This is a genomic window from Massilia sp. (assembly GCF_032106685.1).
GTDB lineage: Bacteria > Pseudomonadota > Gammaproteobacteria > Burkholderiales > Burkholderiaceae_D > Telluria.
The window spans coordinates 73,926-96,065 of record NZ_DAMCPG010000010.1; the positions used below are offsets into that span (position 1 = coordinate 73,926).

Annotated in this window: 19 protein-coding genes; 10 read left to right on the top strand and 9 right to left on the bottom strand. The window is 67.7% G+C overall.

Going from position 1 to position 22,140, the window contains the following annotated elements; genetic code table 11:
• Positions 1-160: 160 nt before the first annotated feature.
• The 3 genes from RT688_RS08425 to rsmB are packed head-to-tail and all read right to left on the bottom strand — an operon-like array spanning position 161 to position 4,652.
• Entirely contained in the window at positions 161-2,437 is a 2,277-nt protein-coding gene (locus RT688_RS08425) for an ATP-binding protein (protein WP_409521894.1), read from the bottom strand.
• Between the two features lie 15 nt (positions 2,438-2,452).
• A complete protein-coding gene (locus RT688_RS08430; protein ID WP_312548241.1) occupies positions 2,453-3,016 on the bottom strand; it encodes a DUF4390 domain-containing protein in 564 nt (187 codons plus the stop codon).
• 43 nt (positions 3,017-3,059) lie between these two features.
• Positions 3,060-4,652 (bottom strand): 16S rRNA (cytosine(967)-C(5))-methyltransferase RsmB, encoded by a 1,593-nt coding sequence (rsmB, locus tag RT688_RS08435; protein ID WP_313704400.1) that lies wholly within the window; start codon positions 4,650-4,652, stop codon positions 3,060-3,062.
• A gap of 198 nt (positions 4,653-4,850) precedes the next feature.
• Here rsmB and argS point away from each other — a divergent pair, with 198 nt between their 5' ends.
• The 7 genes from argS to RT688_RS08470 are packed head-to-tail and all read left to right on the top strand — an operon-like array spanning position 4,851 to position 11,023.
• A complete protein-coding gene (gene argS, locus RT688_RS08440; protein ID WP_313704401.1) occupies positions 4,851-6,587 on the top strand; it encodes an arginine--tRNA ligase in 1,737 nt (578 codons plus the stop codon).
• Between the two features lie 9 nt (positions 6,588-6,596).
• Positions 6,597-7,304, top strand: a complete 708-nt coding sequence (locus tag RT688_RS08445) for an SPOR domain-containing protein (RefSeq protein ID WP_313704402.1) — start codon at positions 6,597-6,599, stop codon at positions 7,302-7,304.
• Positions 7,305-7,322: 18 nt separating this feature from the next.
• Complete coding sequence (locus RT688_RS08450) at positions 7,323-7,994, top strand: thiol:disulfide interchange protein DsbA/DsbL (protein ID WP_313704403.1); 672 nt, start codon at positions 7,323-7,325, stop codon at positions 7,992-7,994.
• On the top strand, positions 7,991-8,782 hold the full coding sequence (locus RT688_RS08455) for an SDR family oxidoreductase (protein ID WP_313704404.1): 792 nt from the start codon (positions 7,991-7,993) through the stop codon (positions 8,780-8,782). Before RT688_RS08450 ends, RT688_RS08455 begins: the two co-directional genes overlap by 4 nt.
• The gene (locus RT688_RS08460; protein ID WP_313704405.1) at positions 8,779-9,546 is read left to right on the top strand and encodes a biotin--[acetyl-CoA-carboxylase] ligase; all 768 of its coding nucleotides are present in this window, start codon (positions 8,779-8,781) and stop codon (positions 9,544-9,546) included. The genes RT688_RS08455 and RT688_RS08460 overlap by 4 nt, the downstream gene beginning before the upstream one ends.
• Before the next feature lies 1 nt (position 9,547).
• Entirely contained in the window at positions 9,548-10,288 is a 741-nt protein-coding gene (locus RT688_RS08465; RefSeq protein WP_313704407.1) for a type III pantothenate kinase, read from the top strand.
• 3 nt (positions 10,289-10,291) lie between these two features.
• The gene (locus RT688_RS08470; RefSeq protein WP_313704408.1) at positions 10,292-11,023 is read left to right on the top strand and encodes an SPOR domain-containing protein; all 732 of its coding nucleotides are present in this window, start codon (positions 10,292-10,294) and stop codon (positions 11,021-11,023) included.
• A gap of 164 nt (positions 11,024-11,187) precedes the next feature.
• On the opposite strand, the gene RT688_RS08475 is transcribed toward RT688_RS08470, so the two are convergent.
• From RT688_RS08475 to RT688_RS08500, 6 genes are all read right to left on the bottom strand, one after another.
• Positions 11,188-12,198 (bottom strand): septal ring lytic transglycosylase RlpA family protein, encoded by a 1,011-nt coding sequence (locus tag RT688_RS08475; RefSeq protein WP_313704409.1) that lies wholly within the window; start codon positions 12,196-12,198, stop codon positions 11,188-11,190.
• Positions 12,199-12,213: 15 nt separating this feature from the next.
• Entirely contained in the window at positions 12,214-13,329 is a 1,116-nt protein-coding gene (gene rodA / locus RT688_RS08480; protein WP_313704410.1) for a rod shape-determining protein RodA, read from the bottom strand.
• 4 nt (positions 13,330-13,333) lie between these two features.
• Complete coding sequence (gene mrdA, locus RT688_RS08485; RefSeq protein ID WP_313704411.1) at positions 13,334-15,334, bottom strand: penicillin-binding protein 2; 2,001 nt, start codon at positions 15,332-15,334, stop codon at positions 13,334-13,336.
• 56 nt (positions 15,335-15,390) lie between these two features.
• Positions 15,391-15,909, bottom strand: a complete 519-nt coding sequence (gene mreD, locus RT688_RS08490; protein WP_313704412.1) for a rod shape-determining protein MreD — start codon at positions 15,907-15,909, stop codon at positions 15,391-15,393.
• Complete coding sequence (mreC, locus tag RT688_RS08495; protein WP_313704413.1) at positions 15,910-17,061, bottom strand: rod shape-determining protein MreC; 1,152 nt, start codon at positions 17,059-17,061, stop codon at positions 15,910-15,912.
• Positions 17,062-17,279: 218 nt separating this feature from the next.
• The gene (locus RT688_RS08500; RefSeq protein ID WP_312554157.1) at positions 17,280-18,323 is read right to left on the bottom strand and encodes a rod shape-determining protein; all 1,044 of its coding nucleotides are present in this window, start codon (positions 18,321-18,323) and stop codon (positions 17,280-17,282) included.
• Between the two features lie 323 nt (positions 18,324-18,646).
• On the opposite strand from RT688_RS08500, the gene gatC reads away from it, so the two are divergent.
• From gatC to gatB, 3 genes are all read left to right on the top strand, one after another.
• The gene (gene gatC / locus RT688_RS08505; protein WP_313704414.1) at positions 18,647-18,946 is read left to right on the top strand and encodes an Asp-tRNA(Asn)/Glu-tRNA(Gln) amidotransferase subunit GatC; all 300 of its coding nucleotides are present in this window, start codon (positions 18,647-18,649) and stop codon (positions 18,944-18,946) included.
• Positions 18,947-18,972: 26 nt separating this feature from the next.
• A complete protein-coding gene (gene gatA, locus RT688_RS08510; RefSeq protein WP_313704415.1) occupies positions 18,973-20,448 on the top strand; it encodes an Asp-tRNA(Asn)/Glu-tRNA(Gln) amidotransferase subunit GatA in 1,476 nt (491 codons plus the stop codon).
• A 97-nt stretch (positions 20,449-20,545) separates the two neighbouring features.
• Positions 20,546-22,006, top strand: coding sequence for an Asp-tRNA(Asn)/Glu-tRNA(Gln) amidotransferase subunit GatB (gatB, locus tag RT688_RS08515; protein ID WP_313704416.1), 1,461 nt, complete (start codon positions 20,546-20,548; stop codon positions 22,004-22,006).
• Positions 22,007-22,140: the final 134 nt, after the last annotated feature.

A 22,140-nucleotide genomic window follows, 5' to 3' on the forward strand; every position in this document is an offset into this window, starting at 1 on the left:
TTGAGCGTGTGAAAAAATCGCCATGGCTGCGTTGCATCGTCTCGCCGTACCTTCGTACTGTCTTCGCGGTCCGCCGCTGCGGCCATGCGTCGGGCGGCATTCCTTGCCCTGACGGTTTTTTCGCACGCTCCTTGCCAGTCGTGATTTTCCAGCCGTGATTTTATGCCCGATTGTCGCTTTCGGCCAAGTTCGCCTCTTGTGCTAACTTTAACAGCAAAATGAATACCGACGCGCCACTTCCGTCCGGACGGTTCTGGATATCGATCCGTCCGCCGTGTTCGTCGATGATCTTCTTCACCATCGGCAGGCCCAGGCCGGTGCCGCGCGCCTTCGAGGTGACGTAGGGTTCGAAGGCGCGCGCCAGGATCTTCGGCGCGAATCCCGGGCCGTTGTCCATGATCGCCAGGCGCACCGCGAGGCCGGCCGCGCCGTCGGCGCCGGTGTAGTGGATGATCTCGGTGGCGACGTCGATGCGCGGCGCGGGCGCGTCCGGACCGCGGTCGACCAGGGCGTCCTGGGCGTTCTGCAGCAGGTTGTGGATCACCTGGCGCAGCTGGGTCGGGTCGCCCATCACGCGCGGCAGCTGCGGCGCCAGCGCGGCATGGATGATGTCGGACGCGTCCTCGGCCAGGTAGAGGCTGAGGATCTCCTCGATCAGCGCGTTCAGGTCGAGCGGCTCGAGCACCGCCGGCGGCGTGCGCGCATAGTCGCGGAAGTCGTCGACCATGCGCTTCATCGCGTCGACCTGGTTGACGATGGTGGTGGTGGCGCGCGCCAGCAGCGCGGCATCGGGCGCTTCCAGCTTGTCCTCCAGCTTCATCTGCAATCGTTCGGCCGAGAGCTGGATCGGCGTCAGCGGATTCTTGATCTCGTGCGCCAGGCGCCGCGCGACCTCGCCCCAGGCCACCGAGCGCTGGGCCGAGATCACGTCGGAAATGTCGTCGAACACCACGATGAAGCCGCTGCCCACGCCCACCGGCAGGCGCGAGCCGCGCGCCAGCAGGGTCGTGTCGTGGTCTTCGCCCGGACGCGGGATCTCGATCTGCTGCTGCCAGTGGGTGCGCTGGCGCGTGCTGCCGGCGGCCGACTGCGCGCTCTGCGCCGAGAAGGCGCGCGTGACCGCATTGGCGAAGGTGGCCAGGCCCTCGATCCGGTTCAGCGGACCGGTCAGGTGGCAGTGCTCCATCTGCAGGATGCGGCAGGCGGCGTCGTTCGAGTTCACGACCAGGCCTTCGGCGTCGAGCACCAGCACGCCGGCCGACATGTTGGCCAGCACCGATTCCAGGTGGGCCTTGGCGCTTTGCAGCGCGGCGCGGTTGCGCTCGACGGCGCTCCTGGCCTCGAACAGCTGGCCGGTCATGGCGTTGAAGGACTGGGTCAGCGTGCCCAGCTCGTCGTCGGTCTCGACGATCGGGCGCGGCGACAAATCGCCCTCGGCCACCGCCTGCGTGCCTTCGGCCAGCACCAGCAGCGGCTGGGCCAGGTTCCCCGCGATCAGCACCGCGCTGCCGATGGCGCCGAAGATCGCCAGCAGCAAGGTGAGCGTGAGCGTGTTGATGTACATCTGGCGCAAGCCTTCGCGCGCCACCGAGCGCTGGCGGTATTCGCTGAAGGCGCTCCTGAGCACCTCGGCATTCGTCGCCAGGTTGACCGGCACCGCCTGCATCATCTGCAGGTAGCGCGGCGCGGCGCCGGGCGGCTCGGGCACCGCCAGCACCACGCGCAGGCGCAGGCCGGTGGCGGCGTCGAGCGCGTTCGGCTCTTCGCCGCCTTCGTCGCGGAAATCGAGTTCGATGCCGCCCTCGGGCCGCGCATACCCGCCCGGCATGGCGGCCTGGCGCAGCATCTGCGGGCTCGGCAGGTCGGGCGTGAGGTCGGCGCGCCGGTCGGCGCTGGCGCTGGCGACCAGCCTGCCGTCAGCATCGATCAGCATCGCGCTCTGCATGCCGTTGCTGTCGGTGATGGTCTGCGACAGCACCAGCTGCGCGCCCATGTCGGGCTGGCCGGACAGCGTGGCGGCCACGGTCTGGGCGTTGGCGACCAGACCGGCCTGCGCTTCGTCGAGAGCGGCGCGGCCCAGGTTCAGGCCGGACGAGAGCGCGGCTTCGATCTTGACGTCGAACCAGGATTCGATCGAGTGCGAGACGAACTGCACCGACACCATGAAGATGATCAGGCCCGGCAGGATGCCGATGCCGGCGAACAGCAGCACCAGCCGCGCCATCAGGCGCGAGCCGAAGCGCTTGGCTTTATAGCGCGAATACAGGCGGCCGAGCGCCACCACCACCAGGATCAGCAGCAGGAACGCGATGGTGGCGTTCAGGCCCAGCAGCCAGGCGTAGTAGCGGTCGAAGAAGCCGGAGTTGTTCGAGGCCGAGGCGAGCAGGAACAAGAGGATCGAGACGACCGCCCCGCCGACCACCAGCGCGTAGCGCATGGCCTGGTTCACGCCTTACTCCGCACGGTAATTGAAGGTCTTCCTGTTCGAGGCGAGACGCCAGTCGGAGTTGGAGAAGGCGCTCACCTGCAAGGGCTTTTGCAGGTAGTCGCGGTCCATGAACATGCGCAGGCTGACCTCGTAGGTCTCGCCATGCTTGAGCGCGTTCCTGGGCGCGATCAGCCAGCGTCCCGGACGCCGGATCTGGAACATCGCCTCGTCCAGGGTCTGGAAGGTCTGCTGCACGCTGCCGACCGCCGCCACGTAGTACTGGCGCAGCAGGACGTCGTAGGAAATGCTCACGGTGCGCCGGGCGAACACGGCGCGGTCGTCGCGCCACCACCAGCGCGGGCGCACCAGCTCGATTTCGGTCGTGAAGTACAGCTTGATGCCGTGCTGCAGGGCGTCCTCGAGGTCGCGGCTCAGCTCGAAGGAATAGTTGGCGGCGAGGCGATAGCCGTCATCGGAGGCCTCGATTTTCGCCATCGTGATGTCGATCCCGTCGGCCGCCTGCGCCGTTGCGCACGCGAAGACCAGCAGCAACTGGCAGGCGAGGAGGCGGAAAAATCGTAAAGTCACAGGTGGGCCGGAACCTAAATTAATCGAGCTTGTTATGGATGTCTCACGCCCCCTTCTTGTGGAAAAGGGCATAGAACAGACCGTCATGATCCAGCCCGGCGCCGCTCGATGGAGGCAGCTGGCCCGGCGCTTCGAGGCGGGTGGCATCAATGTGGCGCGCCGCAAACGCGGCCGCCTGCGCCTCCGATTCCTGGGGCCAGAGCGAACATGTCACAAACAGCAATTTACCATCGGGCCGCAGCATCTGCCAAAGATTGTCGAGTATCTGCGCGGAAAGTGTTGTAAGTTGGCGCGTGTCGGTCTTGCGGCGCAGCCAGCGGATGTCCGGATGGCGCCGCACGATGCCCGAGGCGGTGCAAGGCACGTCGGCCAGGATGCGGTCGTATTGACGGCCATCCCACCACTCTTTCGTCTGCGCTTCGGCCGCGATCAGCGTGGCCTGCAGCCCCAGCCGGCCGAGGTTGTCGCCCACGCGCGCCAGGCGCTGCGGGTCGGCGTCGACCGAGGTCAGCGCGACGTCCGCCAGTTCCAGGATGTGGCCGCTCTTGCCGCCCGGCGCGGCGCAGGCGTCGAGCACGCGCATGCCGTCGGCCAGGTCGAGCAGCGGCGCGGCCAGCTGGGCGCCGGCGTCCTGGACCGAGGCCAGGCCGTCGTGGAAGCCCGGGATCTGGGCCACGTTCACGGCCTGCCGCAGGCGCAGGGCCTGGGGGCCGACCTGGTCGGCCTGCAGCCCGGCCTCGTCCAGCAGGCGCACGTACGCCTCGACCGAGGTCTTGCGGGTATTCACGCGCAGGGTCAGCGGCGGATGGGTGTTGCCGGCCGCGAGGATCGCCTGCCAGTCGCGCGGGTAAGCCGCTTTGGTCGCGTCGATCCACCATTGCGGGTAATTCCATTCGGCCAGCGGCTCGGCCAGTGCGGCCTCGACCAGCTTGTCCCGTTCGCGCAGGAAGCGGCGCAGCACCGCGTTCACCATCGCCTTGGCATGGGCGAAATCCGGGTGGCTGGCCGCCGCCGTCACCGCCTGGTCGACCACCGTGAAGGCCTCGTAGGGCGCCGCCTGCCCTTCCGGCGGATCGAGCAGGGCCAGCGCGCAGCACAGCAGGCCGGCCAGCTGCGGCGCGTCCGGCGCCTTGGTCGTCATCAGGCCCAGCAGGGTTTCGCTGCGGCCCATCTGGCGCATGCTGCGGTAGGACAGGTCCTGGATCGCGCCGCGCGTCTGCGGCGTGGCGCCCCAGGCCTGGAACACGTGGGCCAGTGCCTGCGGCAGCGCGGTGCCGGCGCCGACCTGGGCGATCGCGTTGGCCGCGCCCAGCAGGGCCAGCGCCAGCGAATCGCTTGGGAGGTCAGGGCGATAGTCGGACTGGAAGTGCGGCTTGACCTCGTAGCTCGGGCGCGCCTGCGGGGCCGGGCGCGACGGCGCGGCCGGGCGTCTTGCCTCGGCCGGGGCGCTCGCGCGTGCTTCAGGACGCGGCGCCGGCCTGCCCTGCCCCGTTTCGCGGCCCTGCGCGGCCTGGGCCGGCGGCTTGCCGGCGGGCTTTGCGAACTGGGCCGCGGGGTTGCCCACCTTCTTCGGCGCCGGCTTGGCGGCGCTGCCGGACTTGGGTTTGATGGTGAGCGTGGGGCGCTTGTCGGTCATGGTGACGGGTCGATACGAAAAGGCGACATTGTACCGGTTCAGCCTTTGGCCGCGCTTAAATACTCAGCACCTTGCTCGGTACCTGCGCCGGCCGCGGGCGTATTCGCTGTTGCGGCAAACCAGTATAATGAATCCCTGTTTGCCGTGGCCGCGCCACCGCTCCATTCGAATTCTCGGACCATTCACTGCGTATCATTTATGCTCGCCCAACAAAAACAAGAAATCGTTGCCCTGTTCCAGGCCGCCCTTGCGCCGATCGTCGCCGGCACCGATTTGACCCCTAACATCGTCCTGGAACGCCCGCGCGATCCCAGCCACGGCGACATCGCCTGCAACATCGCCATGCAGCTGGCCAAGCCCTTGAAGACCAATCCGCGCGAACTGGCCACGCGCCTGGTCGCCGCCCTGCTGGCCGAACCGAAGGCCGCCGGCCTGGTCGAATCGGCCGACGTCGCCGGTCCCGGCTTCATCAACCTGCGCGTGGCCGCCAGCGCCAAGCAGTCGGTGGTGCGCAGCATCCTGGAAGCCGGCGCCGCCTTCGGGCGCGGCAGCTCGGGCGCCGGCCACCATGCGATCATCGAATTCGTCTCGGCCAACCCGACCGGCCCGCTGCACGTCGGCCACGGCCGCCAGGCCGCGCTGGGCGACGCCCTGTCGGCGCTGTTCGAATCGCAGGGCCACGAGGTGACCCGCGAGTTCTACTACAACGACGCCGGCGTGCAGATCGCCACCCTGGCCAACTCGGTCCAGGCGCGCGCGCGCGGCTTCAAGCCGGGCGACGCCGAGTGGCCCGAGTCGGCCTACAACGGCGACTACATCCAGGACATCGCCGACGACTTCCTGGCGAAGAAAACGGTTTCGGCCAGCGACGGCGAGCCGGCCACCGCCAGCGGTGACGTGAACGACATCGAATCGATCCGCCGCTTCGCGGTCACCTACCTGCGCAACGAGCAGGACCGCGACCTGCAGGCCTTCGGCGTCAAGTTCGACAACTACTACCTCGAGTCCTCGCTGTACGGCGACGGCAAGGTCGAAGCGGCCGTCCAGGCCCTGGTCGACGCCGGCGTCACCTACGAGCAGGACGGCGCCCTGTGGCTGAAGACCACCGACTACGGCGACGACAAGGACCGCGTGATGCGCAAGTCCGACGGCACCTATACCTATTTCGTGCCGGACGTGGCCTACCACATCCAGAAATTCCGCCGCGGCTTCGACCAGGCCATCAACATCCAGGGCAGCGACCACCACGGCACCATCGCGCGCGTGCGCGCCGGCCTGCAGGCGGTGAACATCGGCATCCCGCAGGGCTACCCGGACTACGTGCTGCACAAGATGGTCACCGTGATGAAGAACGGCGAAGAGGTCAAGATCTCGAAGCGCGCCGGCTCCTACGTCACCGTGCGCGACCTGATCGAATGGTCGGGCAACGGCGACATCACGCGCGGCCGCGACGCCGTGCGCTTCTTCCTCATCTCGCGCAAGGCCGACACCGAATTCGTGTTCGACGTCGACGTCGCCCTGAAGACCTCGGACGAGAACCCGGTCTATTACGTGCAGTACGCCCACGCGCGCATCTGCTCGGTGCTGGCCCAGTGGGGCGGCGACGAGAGCACGCTGTCGAAGGTCGACCTGGCGCCGCTGACCGCGCCGCGCGAAGCGACCCTGCTGAGCACGCTGTCGGCCTACCCGGAAATGCTGGAGCGCGCGAAGGCCGAGCTCGGCCCGCACCAGGTCGCCTTCTACCTGCGCGAGCTGGCCGGCGAGCTGCACAGCTACTACAACGCCGAGCGCGTGCTGGTCGACGACGAAGCCGTCAAGATGGCCCGCCTGGCCCTGATGGCCGCCACCCGCCAGGTGCTGCGCAACGGCCTGGCCCTGATCGGCGTCTCGGCCCCGGCCAAGATGGAACGCAACACCACCGAACCACAAGAGTAAGCACGCAACATGACCGCCACCATCCGACCTCCTTCCCTCCTGCGCCAGCGCGGCAGCACCCTGACCGGCATCATCATCGGCCTGATCATCGGGCTGGGTATCGCGGTGGCGGTCGCGCTGATGATCACCAAGGGCAATTCGCCCTTCACCGACCGCTCGAACAAGATGGGCCGTCCGGCCGACCTCGATCCGAGCCAGGCGAACGATCCGAACAAGCCGATGTACGGCAACCGCGACGCCGCGCGCGAAGCGAACAAGCAGCTGGCCGAGCGCGAAGCCGCCCGGGCGGCCGCACCGGCGCCGGCGCCTGCCGCGGCGGCGCGCCCCGCCGATACCGAGGCCGACCCGCTGGGCGAAGCGATCGCCGGCATGAGTGCGGCCGCCGATCCGAAACCGGCCGCCAGCCCGGCCGCGCGCGCGCCGGCGGCAGCCCCGGCCGGTGCTCCCACGGCTGCGGCGGACAGCGCCGGCGGCGACGACAAGTACGTCTACTACCTGCAGGCCGGCGCCTTCCGTGAGATGTCCGACGCCGAGAACACCCGCGCCAAGCTGGCCCTGCTCGGCTTCGAGGCCGCGATCAGCGACCGCACCAGCGACAGCGGCGTGCTGCACCGCGTGCGCCTGGGCCCGTTCAACCAGGTCGAAGCCGTCAACAAGGCCCGCGCCAAGCTGCTCGACAGTGGCATCGACGTGGCCATCGTCCGCAACCAGAAATAATCCTGCAAGGAGAATTCGATGCAAATGCTTCGCCGCCTGCTGTGCAGCGCCATTGTGATGGGAATTGCCGGTATTGCCGCCGCCGCGCCGCTCGCGCCCAAGGAAGGCGTGCAGTACCAGGTCCTGCCGCAGAAGCAGGAAACCCCGGCCGGCAAGCAGGTCGAAGTCGTCGAGTTCTTCGCTTACTACTGCCCGCACTGCAACGCCTTCGAACCGCTGCTCCAGGAGTGGGTCAGGAAGCAGGGCGACAACATCGTCTTCAAGCGCGTGCACGTGGGCGCCGGCCCGCGCATCGTGCCGCAACAACGCCTGTTCTACACGCTCGAGGCGCTCGGCCTGCTCGGCCAGTACCACGAGAAGGCGTTCGCCGCGATCCACCGGCAGGGCCTGCGTCTCCAGGACGACGAGGAAGTGATCGAGTGGGCGGCCAGGTCCGGCATCGACCGCGCGCGCTTCGTCGACGCCTACCGCTCCTTCGGCGTGCAGGGCAAGCTGCGCCACGCAGCCGCCATGATGGACGCCTACAAGGTCGACCACTGGCCGTTCGTGGCGATCGACGGCCGCTTCGTCACCTCGCCTTCGATGGCGAACCAGGGCGGCTCGACCGCCCGCACCGAGACCGAGCAGCAGCAGGTGGCGCTGCAGGTGATGGACGCACTGGTCGCGAAAGCCCAAGCGGACAAGAAATGACCTTGGCGGCCCGCCCGGACCGCGTCTTCATCACCGGCGCCTCGAGCGGCATCGGCGCGGCCCTGGCGCGCGAATATGCCGCACGCGGCGCCACCCTCGGCCTGCTGGGCCGGCGCGCCGACGCCCTTGCCGCGCTGCGCGCCGCGCTTCCCGATCCCGGCCGCCACCACTGCTACGCCGTCGACGTCTGCGACCACGCGGCGCTGGCCCGGGCCGCGCAGGACTTCCTGCGCGCCTGCGGCGGCGCCGACATCGTGATCGCCAGCGCCGGCATCTCCCACGGCACGCTCACCGAGCGGCCTGAAGACCTGCCGGTGTTCGAATCCGTGTTCGCGACCAACGTGAACGCCATGGTCGCCACCTTCGCCCCTTTTGTCGCGCCGATGAAGGCGCAGGGCACGCCCTGCCGCCTGGTCGCCATCGGCAGCGTGGCGGGCATTCGCGGCATGCGCGGCGCGGGCGCCTACTGCGCCTCGAAGGCCGCCGTGCACAGCTATGCCGAATCGCTGCGCCTCGAACTGAAATCCACCGCCGTCCGGGTCGTGACCATCGCGCCCGGCTACATCGATACACCCATGACACGCAATAACCGTTTTCCCATGCCTTTCCTGATGCCGGCCGGGCGTTTCGCGGCAAGCGCCGCCGATGCGATCGCGCGCGGCGACAGCTACCGCGTGCTGCCCTGGCAGATGGGCGTCGCCGCCAGGCTGCTGCGCGCCCTGCCGAATCCCCTGTTCGACCTGGTCTTCTCGCGCGCCCCGCAAAAACACCGCAAGGAGGCCGCATGAACGCCGTCGAGATTGCCGCCCGTTCGAGCGCGAACGTGGCCGTCGAGGTGGTCGAGGAGACCGGCTCGACCAACGCCGACCTGCTGGCGCGCGCTTCCTCGCTGGAAGCACCGCTGCTGCTGGTGGCCCGCAACCAGACCGCCGGCCGTGGCCGCGCCGGCCGCAGCTGGCTGTCCTCGAGCGAAGGCTCGCTCACCTTCTCGCTGGCCTGGCGTTTCGAAGGCGGCGTCAACCGGCTGGCCGGGCTGCCGCTGGCGGTCGGCGTGGCGCTGGCCGAGACCCTCGGCCGCCTCGGCGTGCAGGTCGGATTGAAATGGCCGAACGACGTGCTGCGCGACGGCGACAAGCTGGCCGGCATCCTGATCGAGACCCAGTCCGCGAAGGATGGCGGCGTGTGGGCGGTGCTCGGCATCGGCCTGAACCTCCTGATGCCGGACGAAGCCGAAGCGCTGCTCGGCCGCAGCATCGCTTCCCTGCCCTGGCTGGCGCGCATGGACCGCAACGAGCTGCTGGCCGCCCTGCTCGACGGCCTGGCTGGCGCGCTGCGCGAATTCGAGCGCGCCGGCTTCAGTGCCTTCGCCGCGCGCTGGAACCTGCGCCATGCCTGGCAGGGCGAGACCGTCACCATCCTCGACCGCGGCGCGGTGCTGCACGAAGGCGCCGCCGCCGGTGTCGACGATGCCGGCCGCCTGCTGCTCGACACCCTTGATGGCCGCATCGCGATCATGGCGGGCGACGTCTCGCTGCGCGTGAAGGGCGCCTGAGATGCTGCTCCTGGTCGACGCCGGCAATACGCGGGTCAAGTGGGCGCTCGCTCACCCGGATGCGCAGCCGGGCACGTGGGTCGCCACCGGCGCCGCGCTGCACGAGGGACTCGATGCGCTGGGCGCCGGATGGCAGGGCGCGGGCGTGACGCGCGCCATCGTCTCGAACGTCGCGGGTGACGGACTGCGGGGGCGCCTGGCCGCCCTGCTCGGCCCGATCGCGGTCGAGTGGTTCGCATCGAGCGCCGAGCGCGCCGGCCTGGTCAACGGCTACCGCGAGCCGCAACGCCTGGGGTGCGACCGCTTCGCCGCGGCGATCGGCGCGCGTGCGCTGGCCCCTGGCCGCGACCTGGTCGTCGCCACCTGCGGCACCGCGACCACGGTCGACGCGGTCACCGCCGGCGGCCGCTTCGCGGGCGGCATGATCCTGCCCGGCCTGGCCTTGATGGCGGGCGCACTGGCGCGCAACACGGCCCAGCTGCCGCAAGCCACGCCGGGCGCCGCCCCGCCGCCCCTGTTCGCGGACAACACCAACGACGCGATCGTGTCCGGCTGCCTGTCGGCCCAGGCCGGCGCCATCGAGCGCGCGGTCGGCGGCCATGGCGGCGCGCTCTGCGTCCTGTCGGGCGGCGCGGCGCCGTATATCGCGCCCGCGCTCAAGGTCGCGCACAAGCTGGTCGATAATATCGTGCTGGTCGGTCTGCACGCGGTGGCGCTGGCGGATGCGGCGAAAGGAGACTGAGGCGTGCTGAAATTCGTATTCTGGGCTTTGCTGGCGGCAAACGCGCTGCTGTTCGCCTACGGCCGCGGCCTGCTGGGCAACGTCGACGCCGAAGTGCACGAGCCCGCGCGGCTGCGCAACCAGGTGGCGCCCGACAAGCTAACGCTGCTGACCGGCGAACAGGCGCAGGCGCTGGCCGCCGCCAAGGACGCGGAACCCGAACCCGAAGCCGAAGCCGTCGTCCCGGCCGCGGCCGAACCGCCGGCGCCGGCCGCTCCCCCGGCGGCGCCCGCTTTTGCCTGCCTCGAAACCGAGGCCTTCGCCGCGGGCGACGCGCGGCGCTACGAGACGCGCCTGGCCCGCCTCGATCTCGGCGCGCGCCAGGCCCGCCTGGCCATCCCCTTCCAGGAAGTGACCAGCCACCTGGTCTACCTGCCCCCGCAAGGCGGCAAGGAAGGGGCCGACCGCCGCGTAGCCGACCTGCGCGAACGCGGCGTGACCAATTTCTTCATCATGCAGGGCGATTCGCCGCTGCGCTGGGCGGTGTCGCTGGGCGTATTCAAGACCGAGGCCGGGGCGCGCACGCTGGCGGCGGAGCTGGCGAAACGGGGCGTGCAGGGCGTGCGCATCCTGCCGCGGGGGCCGCAGACCAACCGCTTCGCCTACCGCTTCCGCGACATCGATGCGCCGACGCGCACGCGGATCGTCGAGGCCGGGCGGGGGTTTCCGGCGGCGGTGCTGCACGTTTGCAAATGATTTAGCGTTGGCGCGCGGCGCTGGCGGTGTGCATGAGCACCATACCGCGTGGGTTCAAGAACCCACCCTACGAACCCGGAGTGGTAGGGTGGGTTCTTGAACCCACGCGGTCGTACGGATGAAAACCACCAAGGCCACCGTGAAACCACGCGGCCGCGAACGATTTAACGCCGCACCACGATCGGCTTGATCCCCAGGCCCGACGGCAATCCCCTGGCCGCTTCCTGCGCCGCCGCGCGCGTCTCGAACGGCCCGCCGTACAAACGGTTCACCGACCCGCTCGGCACGACTTCGATGGTGCCGACCTCGAGACCCGCGTCCGCCAGTTTCCGGCTCATCTCCTGCGCCTTCTCGGCCCGGCTGTAGGAACCCAGCTGCACATAGAACTGCCTGCCCGCCGCTTTCGATTCGGCCGCCGGCAGCGCCTGGGCCACGGCGGCGCTGTCGGTCTGGACACGGTCTTCCAGCATCAGCGCGGCGATTTCCGGCGGCGCCTCGGCCGATTGCGCCTGCGAGGTGGCGGCGCGGCGCTCGGCAGCGAGACGCACCTCGTCGCCGGGGAACAGGCGCTCGAGCTCGACCTCGTGGCTGCCCTTGCCCAGCAGGCCCAGCTTCAGGGCAGCGGTGTAGGACACGTCGACGATGCGGCTGGCGTGGAAGGGGCCGCGGTCGTTGATGCGCACCACGACCGACTTGCCGCTCTCGACGCTGGTGATGCGGGCATACGACGGGATCGGCAGCGTCGGATGCGCCGCCGTCATCTTGTACATGTCGTAGGGTTCGCCCGAGGAGGTCTTCTGGCCGTGGAATTTCACGCCGTACCAGCTGGCCACGCCACGCTGCACGAAGGGTTCCTCGTGCAGGATCGGGGTATAGGTCTGGCCGAAGACCGAGTACGGGCGGTTCGCCCACCTGGCGTAGGGTTCGGCCTTGACCACGGCGTCGGGCGTGAATTCAAGCCCGTCCGGGATATCGGTGCCGGGGCCGTCGTCCTTGTAGTAGCCGCCACGGCCGGAGTTGGCCGGCGGCAGCTTGGGCGACAGCGGAGGATGCTTGCCGGTGATTTTGTGTTTCCACGGCAGCGGGATCAGGGTCTTGTTGTCCCCTGTCGTCCCGCAGCCGGTCATCAACGCTGCCAACGCGATGACCACTGGGAGCGTTCTCGAAGCGGTCATGCGCGTCTTTCTCCTTCAGGTCTGCACCAGCTTGCGGTGCCTTTGAATGCTCATCAATATACCAGCGCCGAGCCCAAGCGTAATGAACGCGGTTCCGCCATAGCTCATGAAAGGCAGCGGAACTCCGACCACAGGAAGGATCCCGCTCACCATGCCCATGTTGACAAAGGCATAAGTAAAGAAAATCATCGTGATCGCCCCGGCCAGCAACCGGGAGAACATATTCGGGGCGTTGGCCGCAATCATCATGCCGCGGCCGATCAGCAGCAGGTAAATTACCAAAAGAAATAGGTTTCCGACAAGCCCAAATTCTTCCGAATAGACCGAAAACACGAAGTCGGTGGTCTGTTCCGGCACGAATTCGAGCTGGACCTGGGTGCCCTGGTGGTAACCCTTGCCGCTCAGGCCGCCCGAGCCGATCGCGATCACGGACTGGATGATGTGGAATCCCTTGCCCAGCGGATCGGAGGTCGGATCGATCAGCGTCATCACCCGTTCGCGCTGGTAGTCGTGCAGCATCGACCAGGCCACCGGCAGGCAGGCCGCGCCGGCAACGGCCAGGGCGATCAACACCCGCCACGACAGGCCGGCCAGGAAGATGACGTAGAAGCCCGAGGCGCCCACCAGCAGGGCGGTGCCGAGGTCGGGCTGCTTGGCGATCAGCGTGAACGGGATGACCAGCAGGATGGCCGCGACAATGTAGCTTTTCCATTCCCCCACCCTGCCGCGCTGCTGGAAGTACCAGGCGATCATCAGCGGTGTCGCGATCTTCATGATCTCCGAAGGCTGGATGTCGACGCCCACGTGCAGCCAGCGCCGCGCACCCTTCTTGATGATGCCGAACATCGCCACCGCGATGAGCAGGGTCACGCCGAAGGTATACACCGGCACCGCGAGGCGCATCAGCGTCTGCGGCGGCACCAGGGCGGCCATCCACATGATGCCGAAGGCCAGGATGAAGTTGCGCATCTGCGCCTCCACCCGGCCCGGGAACTCGTGGCCGGCCGAGGACATGGTGATCATGCTGGTCGTGAGCAGCATGAACAGCACCATCGCCAGCGGCCAGTCGAATACGGTGAAATACGGCTTCAGGCGGCGGCTGAGCGAGCGCCGCTCCGGATAATAGGCCATCTGCTTACTCCTTGGTGGTGGCGGGCGGCGCGGCGGCGATGACCTGGGAAGCGACGGCCCCGTTCCCGGACGGCCGGGCGCCGGCCGGAACGGTGGCGGCGGTTTTCTTCGCGGCCGGGGCGGCGCCGGCTTCCGGCTTCGGCGGCGGCGGGCGCTTGCCGAGCAGGTAATAGTCGAGCGCCTTGCGCGCGATCGGCGCGGCGTGCGCGGCGCCGAAGCCGACGTTCTCGACGATCAGGGCGATCGCGATGCGCGGCTTGTCGGCCGGCGCGAACGCCGTATACAAGGCGTTGTCGCGGTGGCGCTCGTCGATCGCGTGGGCATTGTACTTCTGGCCTTTCAGGCCGATCACCTGGGCGGTGCCGGTCTTGCCCGCCGAGATATAGCCGGCATTGGCGAACACGCGGTAACCCGTGCCGTAGGTTTCCTGGGTCACGCCCACCATCGCGCGCTTGATGAAGTCGACGTTTTCCTGCTTCAGCGGGATGCGGCGGCTTTCCTTCGGCACGGTCAGGGTGCGCTCGCGCGTGGCGCCGTCCTCGATCAGCTTGACCAGGTGCGGTTTCATCACCACGCCGTCGTTGGCCAGGTTGGCCACCGCGTGCGCCAGCTGGATGATCGTGTAGTTGTTGAAGCCCTGGCCGATACTGATCGAGATGGTGTCGCCGCCGACCCACTTCTGGGCCGCGCGGTTGCGCTTGAAGCGGTTGGCCTTCCACTCCTTCGAGGGCAGCACGCCGGATTTCTCGTGCTCGAGGTCGATCCCGGTCGGCGAGCCGAAGCCGAACTGGCCCATGAAGCGCGAGATGTTATCGATCCCCATCTCGTTGCCGAGCTGGTAGTAATAGGTGTCGCAGGACTCGACGATCGACTTGTACATGTCAACGTAGCCGTGGCCGCCCGGCTTGTCGTCGTTGAAGCGGTGCCCGCCCAGCATGTAGAAGCCGGGGTCGCGGATGCCCTGCTCGGGCCGGCGGAAGCCCATCTCGAGCGCCGCCAGCGACATGAAGGGCTTGAAGGTCGAACCGGGCGGATAGGTGCCCGACAGCGGACGGTTCATCAGCGGCCGGTCGAGCGAGGTGTTCAGCTCGTTCCAGCTCTGGGTATCGATGCCGTCGACGAACAGGTTGGGGTCGAAGCCGGGGCGCGAGACGTAGGCCAGCACGTCGCCGGTGGCCGGATCGATCGCGACAAAGGCGCCGCGCCGGTCGCCGAAGGCTTCCTCGACGATCTTCTGCAGCTCGATGTCGATCGACAGGATCAGGTTGCTGCCCGGGACCGGCGGGCGGCGCGACAGCGTGCGGATCGCGCGGCCGCCGGCCGAGCGCTCGACCTCCTCGTAGCCGGTGGTGCCGTGCAGGTAGCGCTCGTACTTCTTCTCCAGGCCTTCCTTGCCGATGTGGTCGGTGCCGTTGTAGTTGGCGGCGTCGTCGCTGTCCTCGATGGCCGCGGCTTCGCGGGCATTGATGCGGCCGATGTAGCCGACCACGTGCGAGGCGACCTCGCCCAGCGGGTACTGGCGAAACAGGCGCGCCTGCACTTCGACGCCGGGGAAGCGGAAGCGCTGGGCCGTGAAGCGGGCCACCTCGTCGTCGGTCAGGCGGGTGCGCAACGGCACGCTGGCGAAGCTGCGCGACTCTTCCATCAGGCGCTTGAAGCGCTTGCGGTCGCGCGGCTCGATCGTCACCAGCTTGGCCAGTTCGTCGATCACCGAGTCCAGGCTCGCCTGCAGCTTCGAGGGCGTGATCTCGAGCGTGTAGGCCGAGAAGTTCTGCGCCAGGACGACGCCGTTGCGGTCGACGATCAGGCCGCGGTTCGGCACGATCGGCACCAGCGCGATGCGGTTGTCCTCGGCCTGCGCATGGTATTTCTCGTGCTGGACCACCTGCAGCCAGACGAAACGGGCCACCAGGATGCCGAAGCAGACGAACACCAGCACCGCGAGCGCGGTCATGCGCAGGCGGAACTGGTGGATCTCGCGGTCGCTATCTTTAATCTCGGTCATTTACTGCGTCAGTCATCTACGGCGTCGGTCATTTACTGCGTCGGTCGTTCGAACGCTCAGATCGGGCGGGTATGGTCCCGGTCGACGGCGCGGCGCTGCGGCGCCAGCAGCAGCCAGGTGATCGCCGGCCACAGGGCGACGGCGACCGCGCTCTCGACGAAATGCAGCCAGCCGGCGAAGCGGCCGGTGGCGAACAGGTGCACCAGCACCTGGATCGCCTGGGCCAGCAGCAGCAGCGGGAACACGTGCATGGCCTGGGTCAGCACCGGGAACCACAGCACGCGGCGGTGGATCATGATCGCGACATAGGACAGCAGCGTGTAGGCCAGCGCGTTCTCGCCCAGCAGGGTGGCGTCGTGCACGTCCATCAACAGGCCCATGCAGAAAGCGACGCCGATGCCGACCTTGCGCGGCTGGTGGATGCCCCAGAACACCAGCACCAGCGCGACGAAGTCCGGCGCGCCGATCCAGCGGCCCCAGGGCAGCAGGTTGAGCATGAAGGCGCAGGTCAGGCTGAAGGCGATGAACAGCGGGCTGACCGGCAGCAGGATGTAATGGGGGCGATGTCCGGGCATTTACGCGCCCTCCTTCCGAGTGGCCGGGCGGGCCGGCTGGGTTGCCGCTGTGCCGGGGCGCGGTGCGCCTTGCGTGGCGGGCGGGTTCGCGGGACGCTGGCCGGCCGGGGCGGTGCCCGCCGGTGCCGTGGCCGCAGGTGCAGTGGCGCCGGCAGGCGTACCCACGCCCGCGGTCCCACCCTGGTTGGCGGCCGGCGGCACCTGCGCCGGCAACGGCGTGGCCGGCAGCGGCGGCGGCGGCACCGGCGCCATCTTCGGCAGGTTGCGGCGGCCGCCCTGGGCCGGCGCAGCTGGCACGTCGGCCGGACGCGGTTCGCGCGCGGCCTGCGACATGACGATCAGGAGCTGGCGGTTGCGGTCGATGCCGGCCAGCGGCTGGCACACCACGCGCCCGAAGGCGCCGGCGGCGACGCTCTCGACCTGCACCACCTTGGCCACGGCCAGGCCGGCCGGGTACATGCCGTCCAGGCCGGACGTGATCAGGATGTCGCCGACCTGGATGTCGGCGTTCGGCGCGACGAAGCGCAGGTCGAGCAGGCCCGAGCGCCCGCGGCCATAGGCCACGCTGCGCAGGCCCGAGCGCAGCACCTGCACCGGAATGGCCTGGTCCTTGTCGGTCAGGAGCGTCACTTCCGAGGTGAAGGGGAAGACGCGGGTGACCTGGCCGACCACCCCGAGGTTGTCGATCACCGGCAGGCCGAGCTGCACGCCGTTGCGCGAACCGCGGTCGAGCACGATGCGGCGGGTCGAGGGATCGCGCGCGTCGTACAGGATCTCGCCCATCATCGACTTCACCGGCAGGTGGTCGCGCGCATCGAGCAGGCGGCGCAGGTGGGCGTTCTCCGCCATCTGGAGCTGGGCCTGCTGCATCGCCTGGGCCTGGGCCACCTGCTGGTTCTTCAGCTCGGCGACTTCCTTCTGCAGGCTAGAGAGCGAGGAAAAGTAGTCGCCCATGCTGTAGACGGCGTCGCGCGGCATCAGCGCCGCCATCTGCAGCGGGTAGAGCACGGTGGCGGCCACCTGGCGCACGGCGCCGAGCAGGTGCATGCGCGCGTCGACCACCAGCAGCACGATCGACACCAGCGCGAACACGGTCACCTTTACCCGCGCCGGGGCGCCCTGTTTGAAAAGCGGCGGAGGACTGTATTCCATGACTTTCGATGATGACGGGTCCGGGCCCGACAGATACGCAAATGGGCAGGAACACGGCTTAGAGCGCCTGGCAAAACCTCCATGGCTGCGTTGCATCGTCTCGCCGTACGCTCGTACTGTCTTCGACGACGCGCCTTGCCCTGAAGGTTTTACCAGGCGCTTTTATGCCGCTCGCCTGCCCACGCTATGGTCTAACGATTAACGACCGGTGCCAGTGCTTACTCGTACGAGAAGATCGAGCCCAGCTTGTCGTTGTGCTCCAGCGCCATGCCCGAGCCGCGCACCACGCAGGTCAGCGGGTCTTCGGCCACCAGCACCGGCAGGCCGGTTTCTTCCATAAGCAGGCGGTCCAGGTCGCGCAGCAGCGCGCCGCCGCCGGTCAGCATCATGCCCTTCTCGGCGATGTCGGCGCCCAGTTCCGGCGGCGTCTGCTCGAGCGCGTTCTTGACCGCCGAGACGATATTATTCAGCGGATCGGTCAGGGCTTCCAGGATCTCGTTCGACGAGATCGTGAACGCACGCGGGATGCCTTCGGACAGGTTGCGGCCCTTGACTTCCATTTCCTTCACTTCCGACCCCGGGAAGGCCGAACCGATCGCCTTCTTGATCGCTTCCGCGGTCTGCTCGCCGATCAGCATGCCGTAGTTGCGGCGGATGTAGTTGACGATGGCGTCGTCGAAGCGGTCGCCGCCCACGCGCACCGAACCCTTGTAGACCATGCCGCCCAGCGAGATGATGCCGACCTCGGTCGTGCCGCCGCCGATGTCGACCACCATCGAGCCGGTCGCGTCCGACACCGGCAGGCCGGCGCCTATTGCGGCCGCCATCGGCTCCTCGATCAGGAACACCTGGGAGGCGCCGGCGCCCAGCGCCGATTCGCGGATCGCGCGGCGCTCGACCTGGGTCGAACCGCAAGGCACGCAGATGATGATGCGCGGCGACGGGCGGAAGAACTTCGAGTCGTGCACCATGCGGATGAACTGCTTGAGCATTTCTTCGGTGACGGTGAAGTCGGCGATCACGCCGTCCTTCATCGGGCGGATCGCTTCGATGTTGCCAGGCACCTTGCCCAGCATCTGCTTGGCCTTCTTGCCGACCGCCTGGATGGTCTTCTTGCCGTTCGGGCCGCCCTGCTGGCGGATCGCCACGACCGAAGGTTCATCCAGCACGATGCCCTGGCCGCGCACATAGATCAGCGTATTGGCGGTACCCAGGTCGATGGCCAGGTCGTTCGAGAAATAACTGCGTAAAGAACCAAACATGTATGTCCTGATGCGCGCTAGCCGCGCCTAAACTATTGATCGGGAATCCTCGCCGCCCTGGCCTGCTGCTGCACCCTGCGGTCTTGTTGAAGCTGCCGTGGCGGCGCTCGTTCGGCGCCAACCACGCATTAGCCCGCCATTCTACCTTATAATTTACCGATTAAACGCTGAAAACAGGTGGTTTTAGCCCCCAGTTCCTCAAGCGAGATCGACGGGATTAGCAAGGTTTTATCGGCTGTAGCAAGGCGTTCAACAAAGGGCGCCGCGATCCCGTCATGCGCCCAACCCCATTTTGAACGCGGCACCGCGCCGCGCCTTTTGCCATGTCCCTGACTCTTTCAGACGTAAAACGGATCGCCAATCTGGCCCAGCTCGATATGGACGACGCCCACGCCGAGACCGCGCTGTCCGAGCTGAACGGCATTTTCGCCCTGGCCGAACAGATGCAGGCGGTCGACACCACCGATGTTGCGCCATTGTCGCACCCGCTGGCCGCGATCCTGGCGCTGCCGCTGCGCCTGCGCGAAGACGTGGTCACGGAAGAAAACCGCCGCGACGCCTACCAGGCGCCGGCGCCGAAAGCCCAGGACGGCCTGTACCTGGTGCCGAAGGTGATCGAGTAACCAGCATCCACGAACGGAACACGCATATGCACAACAAGACTATCAAAGAGCTGTCCGCGCTGCTGCACTCGAAACAAGTCTCGAGCACGGAACTGACCCGCCATTACCTGTCCCGCATCGACGCGAGCGGCCACAACGCCTTCCTGCACGTCGATCCGGAACTGTCGCTGGCCCAGGCCGCCGCCGCCGACGCGCGCATCGCCGAAGGCACGGCCGGCCCGCTGACCGGCGTCCCGATCGCCCACAAGGATATCTTCGTCACGCGCGGCTGGCGCACGACTGCCGGCTCGAAGATGCTGGCCAACTACGTCAGCCCTTTTGATGCCACCGTGGTCGAGAAATTCGGCGCCGCCGGCATGGTCACGCTGGGCAAGGTGAACCTCGACGAATTCGCGATGGGCTCGTCGAACGAGAACTCGGCTTTCTCCCCGGTGAAGAACCCTTGGGATCCGCTGGCGGTGCCGGGCGGCTCCTCGGGCGGCTCGGCCGCCGCGATCGCCGCGCGCCTGGCGCCGGCCGCGACCGCGACCGACACCGGCGGCTCGATCCGCCAGCCGGCCGCCTTCTGCGGCGTCACCGGCATCAAGCCGACCTACGGCCGCGTCTCGCGCTTCGGCATGATCGCCTTCGCCTCCTCGCTCGACCAGGGCGGCCCGATCGCCCAGACCGCCGAGGACTGCGCCCTGCTGCTGAACGAAATGATCGGCCACGACGAGCGCGACTCGACCAGCCTCACGCCCGAGCAGGGCAACCTGCACGAGGATTTCGCGCGCGACCTGAACAAGCCCCTGACCGGCCTGCGCATCGGCGTGCCGAGCGAATACTTCGGCGAGGGTCTGGCCGCCGACGTCGAGCAGGCCGTGCGCGCCGCGCTCGAGCAGTTCGTGAAGCTGGGCGCGACCCTGGTCGACATTTCGCTCCCCAAAACAGCGCTGTCGATCCCGACCTACTACATCATCGCCCCGGCCGAAGCCTCGTCGAACCTGTCGCGCTTCGACGGCGTGCGCTACGGCCACCGCGCAGCCGAGTACAAGGATCTGCAGGACATGTACAAGAAAACCCGCGCCGAAGGCTTCGGCCGCGAGGTCCAGCGCCGCATCATGGTCGGCACCTACGTGCTCTGCCATGGCTACTACGACGCCTACTACGTCCAGGCGCAGAAGATCCGCCGCCTGATCGCCGACGACTTCCAGGCCGCCTTTGCCGACAAGTGCGACGTGATCATGGGTCCGGTGGCGCCAACGGTGGCCTGGGATCTCGGTTCGAAGGCGAACGACCCGGTCGCCAACTACCTGGCCGACATCTTCACCTTGTCGACCAGCCTGGCCGGCCTGCCGGGCATGTCGATCCCGGTCGGCTTCGGCCAGGGCGAAAAGAACGCCAAGCGCCCGGTCGGCCTGCAAATCATCGGCAACTACTTCGCCGAAGCCAAGCTGCTGAACATCGCGCACCAGTACCAGCAGGTCACCGACTGGCACCAGCGCGCACCCGAAGGCATCTAAAGCATCAGGAATCGGACACCGTAGGGTGGGCACCCCGTGCCCACGCGTGACATAAGAGCAACCTGCGGCCCGAACCGAACAGAAAAGAGAGAACACCATGCAATGGGAAGTCGTCATCGGTCTTGAGAACCACGTCCAGCTCACGACCAACTCGAAAATCTTCAGCGGCAGCTCGATCCAGTTCGGCGCCGAGCCGAACACGCAGGCCAGCCCCGTGGACCTGGCCTTGCCGGGCGTGCTGCCCGTGATGAACAAGGGCGCCGTCGAGCGCGCGATCCGCTTCGGCCTGGCGGTCGGGGCGAAGATCGCGCCGCAGTCGGTCTTCGCGCGCAAGAACTACTTCTACCCCGACCTGCCGAAGGGCTACCAGATCAGCCAGTTCGAGGACCCGGTGGTCCAGGGCGGCACCATCACCTTCGGTTACGAGAAGGACGGCAAGCTCGAGACCAAGACCGTCAACCTGACCCGGGCTCACCTGGAAGAAGACGCCGGCAAATCGCTGCACGAGGACTATGCCGGCATGACCGGCATCGACCTGAACCGCGCCGGCACGCCGCTGCTCGAGATCGTCTCGGAGCCGGAAATGCGCAGCGCCGCCGAAGCGGTCGCCTACGCGAAGGCTCTGCACTCGCTGGTGATGTGGCTGGGCGTCTGCGACGGCAACATGCAGGAAGGCTCGTTCCGCTGCGACGTCAACGTCTCGGTGCGCCCGCTGGGCCAGAAGGAATTCGGCACTCGCTGCGAGATCAAGAACCTGAACTCCTTCCGCTTCATGGAAGAAGCGATCCACTACGAAGTGCGGCGCCAGATCGAGCTGATCGAAGACGGCGGCAAGGTCCAGCAGGCCACCCGCCTGTGGGACCCGGATCGCAAGGAAACCCGCGCCATGCGCTCGAAGGAGGACGCGCAGGACTACCGCTACTTCCCGGACCCGGACCTGCCGCCATTGATGATTTCGGAAGACTGGATCGAGCGCGTGAAGGCCGACATGCCGGAACTGCCGGGCGCAATGCGCGCGCGCTTCACCGGCGACTACGGCCTGCCCGAGTATGACGCCCTGATCCTGACCTCGTCGCAGGGCATGGCGACCTACTACGAAGCCGTGGTGGCGAAAGCCGGCAAGGAAAACGCGAAGACCATCGCCAACTGGATGATGGGCGACGTCTCCTCGACCCTGAACCGCGAAGGCGTGGACATCACCGAGTCGCCGGTCGAGGCCTCGCAGCTGGCGCTGCTGGTGAAGCGCATCGCCGACGGCACGATCTCGAACAAGGCCGCGAAGGAAGTGTTCGCGGCCATGTGGGAAGCGAAGTCGACGGACGAAAACCTCGCCGACGTCGTCATCGAGCAGAAGGGCCTGAAGCAGATCTCGGACACCGGCGCGCTGGAAGCCATCGTCGACGAGGTGCTGGCGGCGAACGCCAAGTCGGTCGAGCAGTACCGCGCCGGCAAGGAAGCGGCGATCAACGCGCTGATCGGCCAGACCATGAAGGCGTCCAAGGGCAAGGCGAATCCGGCCCAGGTGACGGAGCTGCTGAAGCAGAAGCTGGCAGGCTGATCGGCCCGGCAGTAGAAAAACGAAGCATAAAAAAACCGGAGCATGTTCCGGTTTTTTTACGTCCGCAGCGTTTGCGGAAGGACGTAGGGTGGGCGGCTACACGCTTCTGCGTGCGTTCACGCGGCAGGAACGCC

Excerpts from the sequence above, each read along its gene's own strand:
- RT688_RS08425 (WP_409521894.1), bottom strand. The coding sequence starts at position 2,437 with ATGCGCTACGCGCTGGTGGTCGGCGGGGCGGTCGTCTCGATCCTCTTG.
- rsmB (WP_313704400.1), bottom strand. The coding sequence starts at position 4,652 with ATGACCGACAAGCGCCCCACGCTCACCATCAAACCCAAGTCCGGCAGC.
- argS (WP_313704401.1), top strand. The coding sequence starts at position 4,851 with ATGCTCGCCCAACAAAAACAAGAAATCGTTGCCCTGTTCCAGGCCGCC.
- RT688_RS08445 (WP_313704402.1), top strand. The coding sequence starts at position 6,597 with ATGACCGCCACCATCCGACCTCCTTCCCTCCTGCGCCAGCGCGGCAGC.
- RT688_RS08450 (WP_313704403.1), top strand. The coding sequence starts at position 7,323 with ATGCAAATGCTTCGCCGCCTGCTGTGCAGCGCCATTGTGATGGGAATT.
- RT688_RS08455 (WP_313704404.1), top strand. The coding sequence starts at position 7,991 with ATGACCTTGGCGGCCCGCCCGGACCGCGTCTTCATCACCGGCGCCTCG.
- RT688_RS08460 (WP_313704405.1), top strand. The coding sequence starts at position 8,779 with ATGAACGCCGTCGAGATTGCCGCCCGTTCGAGCGCGAACGTGGCCGTC.
- RT688_RS08465 (WP_313704407.1), top strand. The coding sequence starts at position 9,548 with ATGCTGCTCCTGGTCGACGCCGGCAATACGCGGGTCAAGTGGGCGCTC.
- RT688_RS08475 (WP_313704409.1), bottom strand. The coding sequence starts at position 12,198 with ATGACCGCTTCGAGAACGCTCCCAGTGGTCATCGCGTTGGCAGCGTTG.
- rodA (WP_313704410.1), bottom strand. The coding sequence starts at position 13,329 with ATGGCCTATTATCCGGAGCGGCGCTCGCTCAGCCGCCGCCTGAAGCCG.
- mrdA (WP_313704411.1), bottom strand. The coding sequence starts at position 15,334 with ATGACCGAGATTAAAGATAGCGACCGCGAGATCCACCAGTTCCGCCTG.
- mreD (WP_313704412.1), bottom strand. The coding sequence starts at position 15,909 with ATGCCCGGACATCGCCCCCATTACATCCTGCTGCCGGTCAGCCCGCTG.
- mreC (WP_313704413.1), bottom strand. The coding sequence starts at position 17,061 with ATGGAATACAGTCCTCCGCCGCTTTTCAAACAGGGCGCCCCGGCGCGG.
- RT688_RS08500 (WP_312554157.1), bottom strand. The coding sequence starts at position 18,323 with ATGTTTGGTTCTTTACGCAGTTATTTCTCGAACGACCTGGCCATCGAC.
- gatC (WP_313704414.1), top strand. The coding sequence starts at position 18,647 with ATGTCCCTGACTCTTTCAGACGTAAAACGGATCGCCAATCTGGCCCAG.
- gatA (WP_313704415.1), top strand. The coding sequence starts at position 18,973 with ATGCACAACAAGACTATCAAAGAGCTGTCCGCGCTGCTGCACTCGAAA.
- gatB (WP_313704416.1), top strand. The coding sequence starts at position 20,546 with ATGCAATGGGAAGTCGTCATCGGTCTTGAGAACCACGTCCAGCTCACG.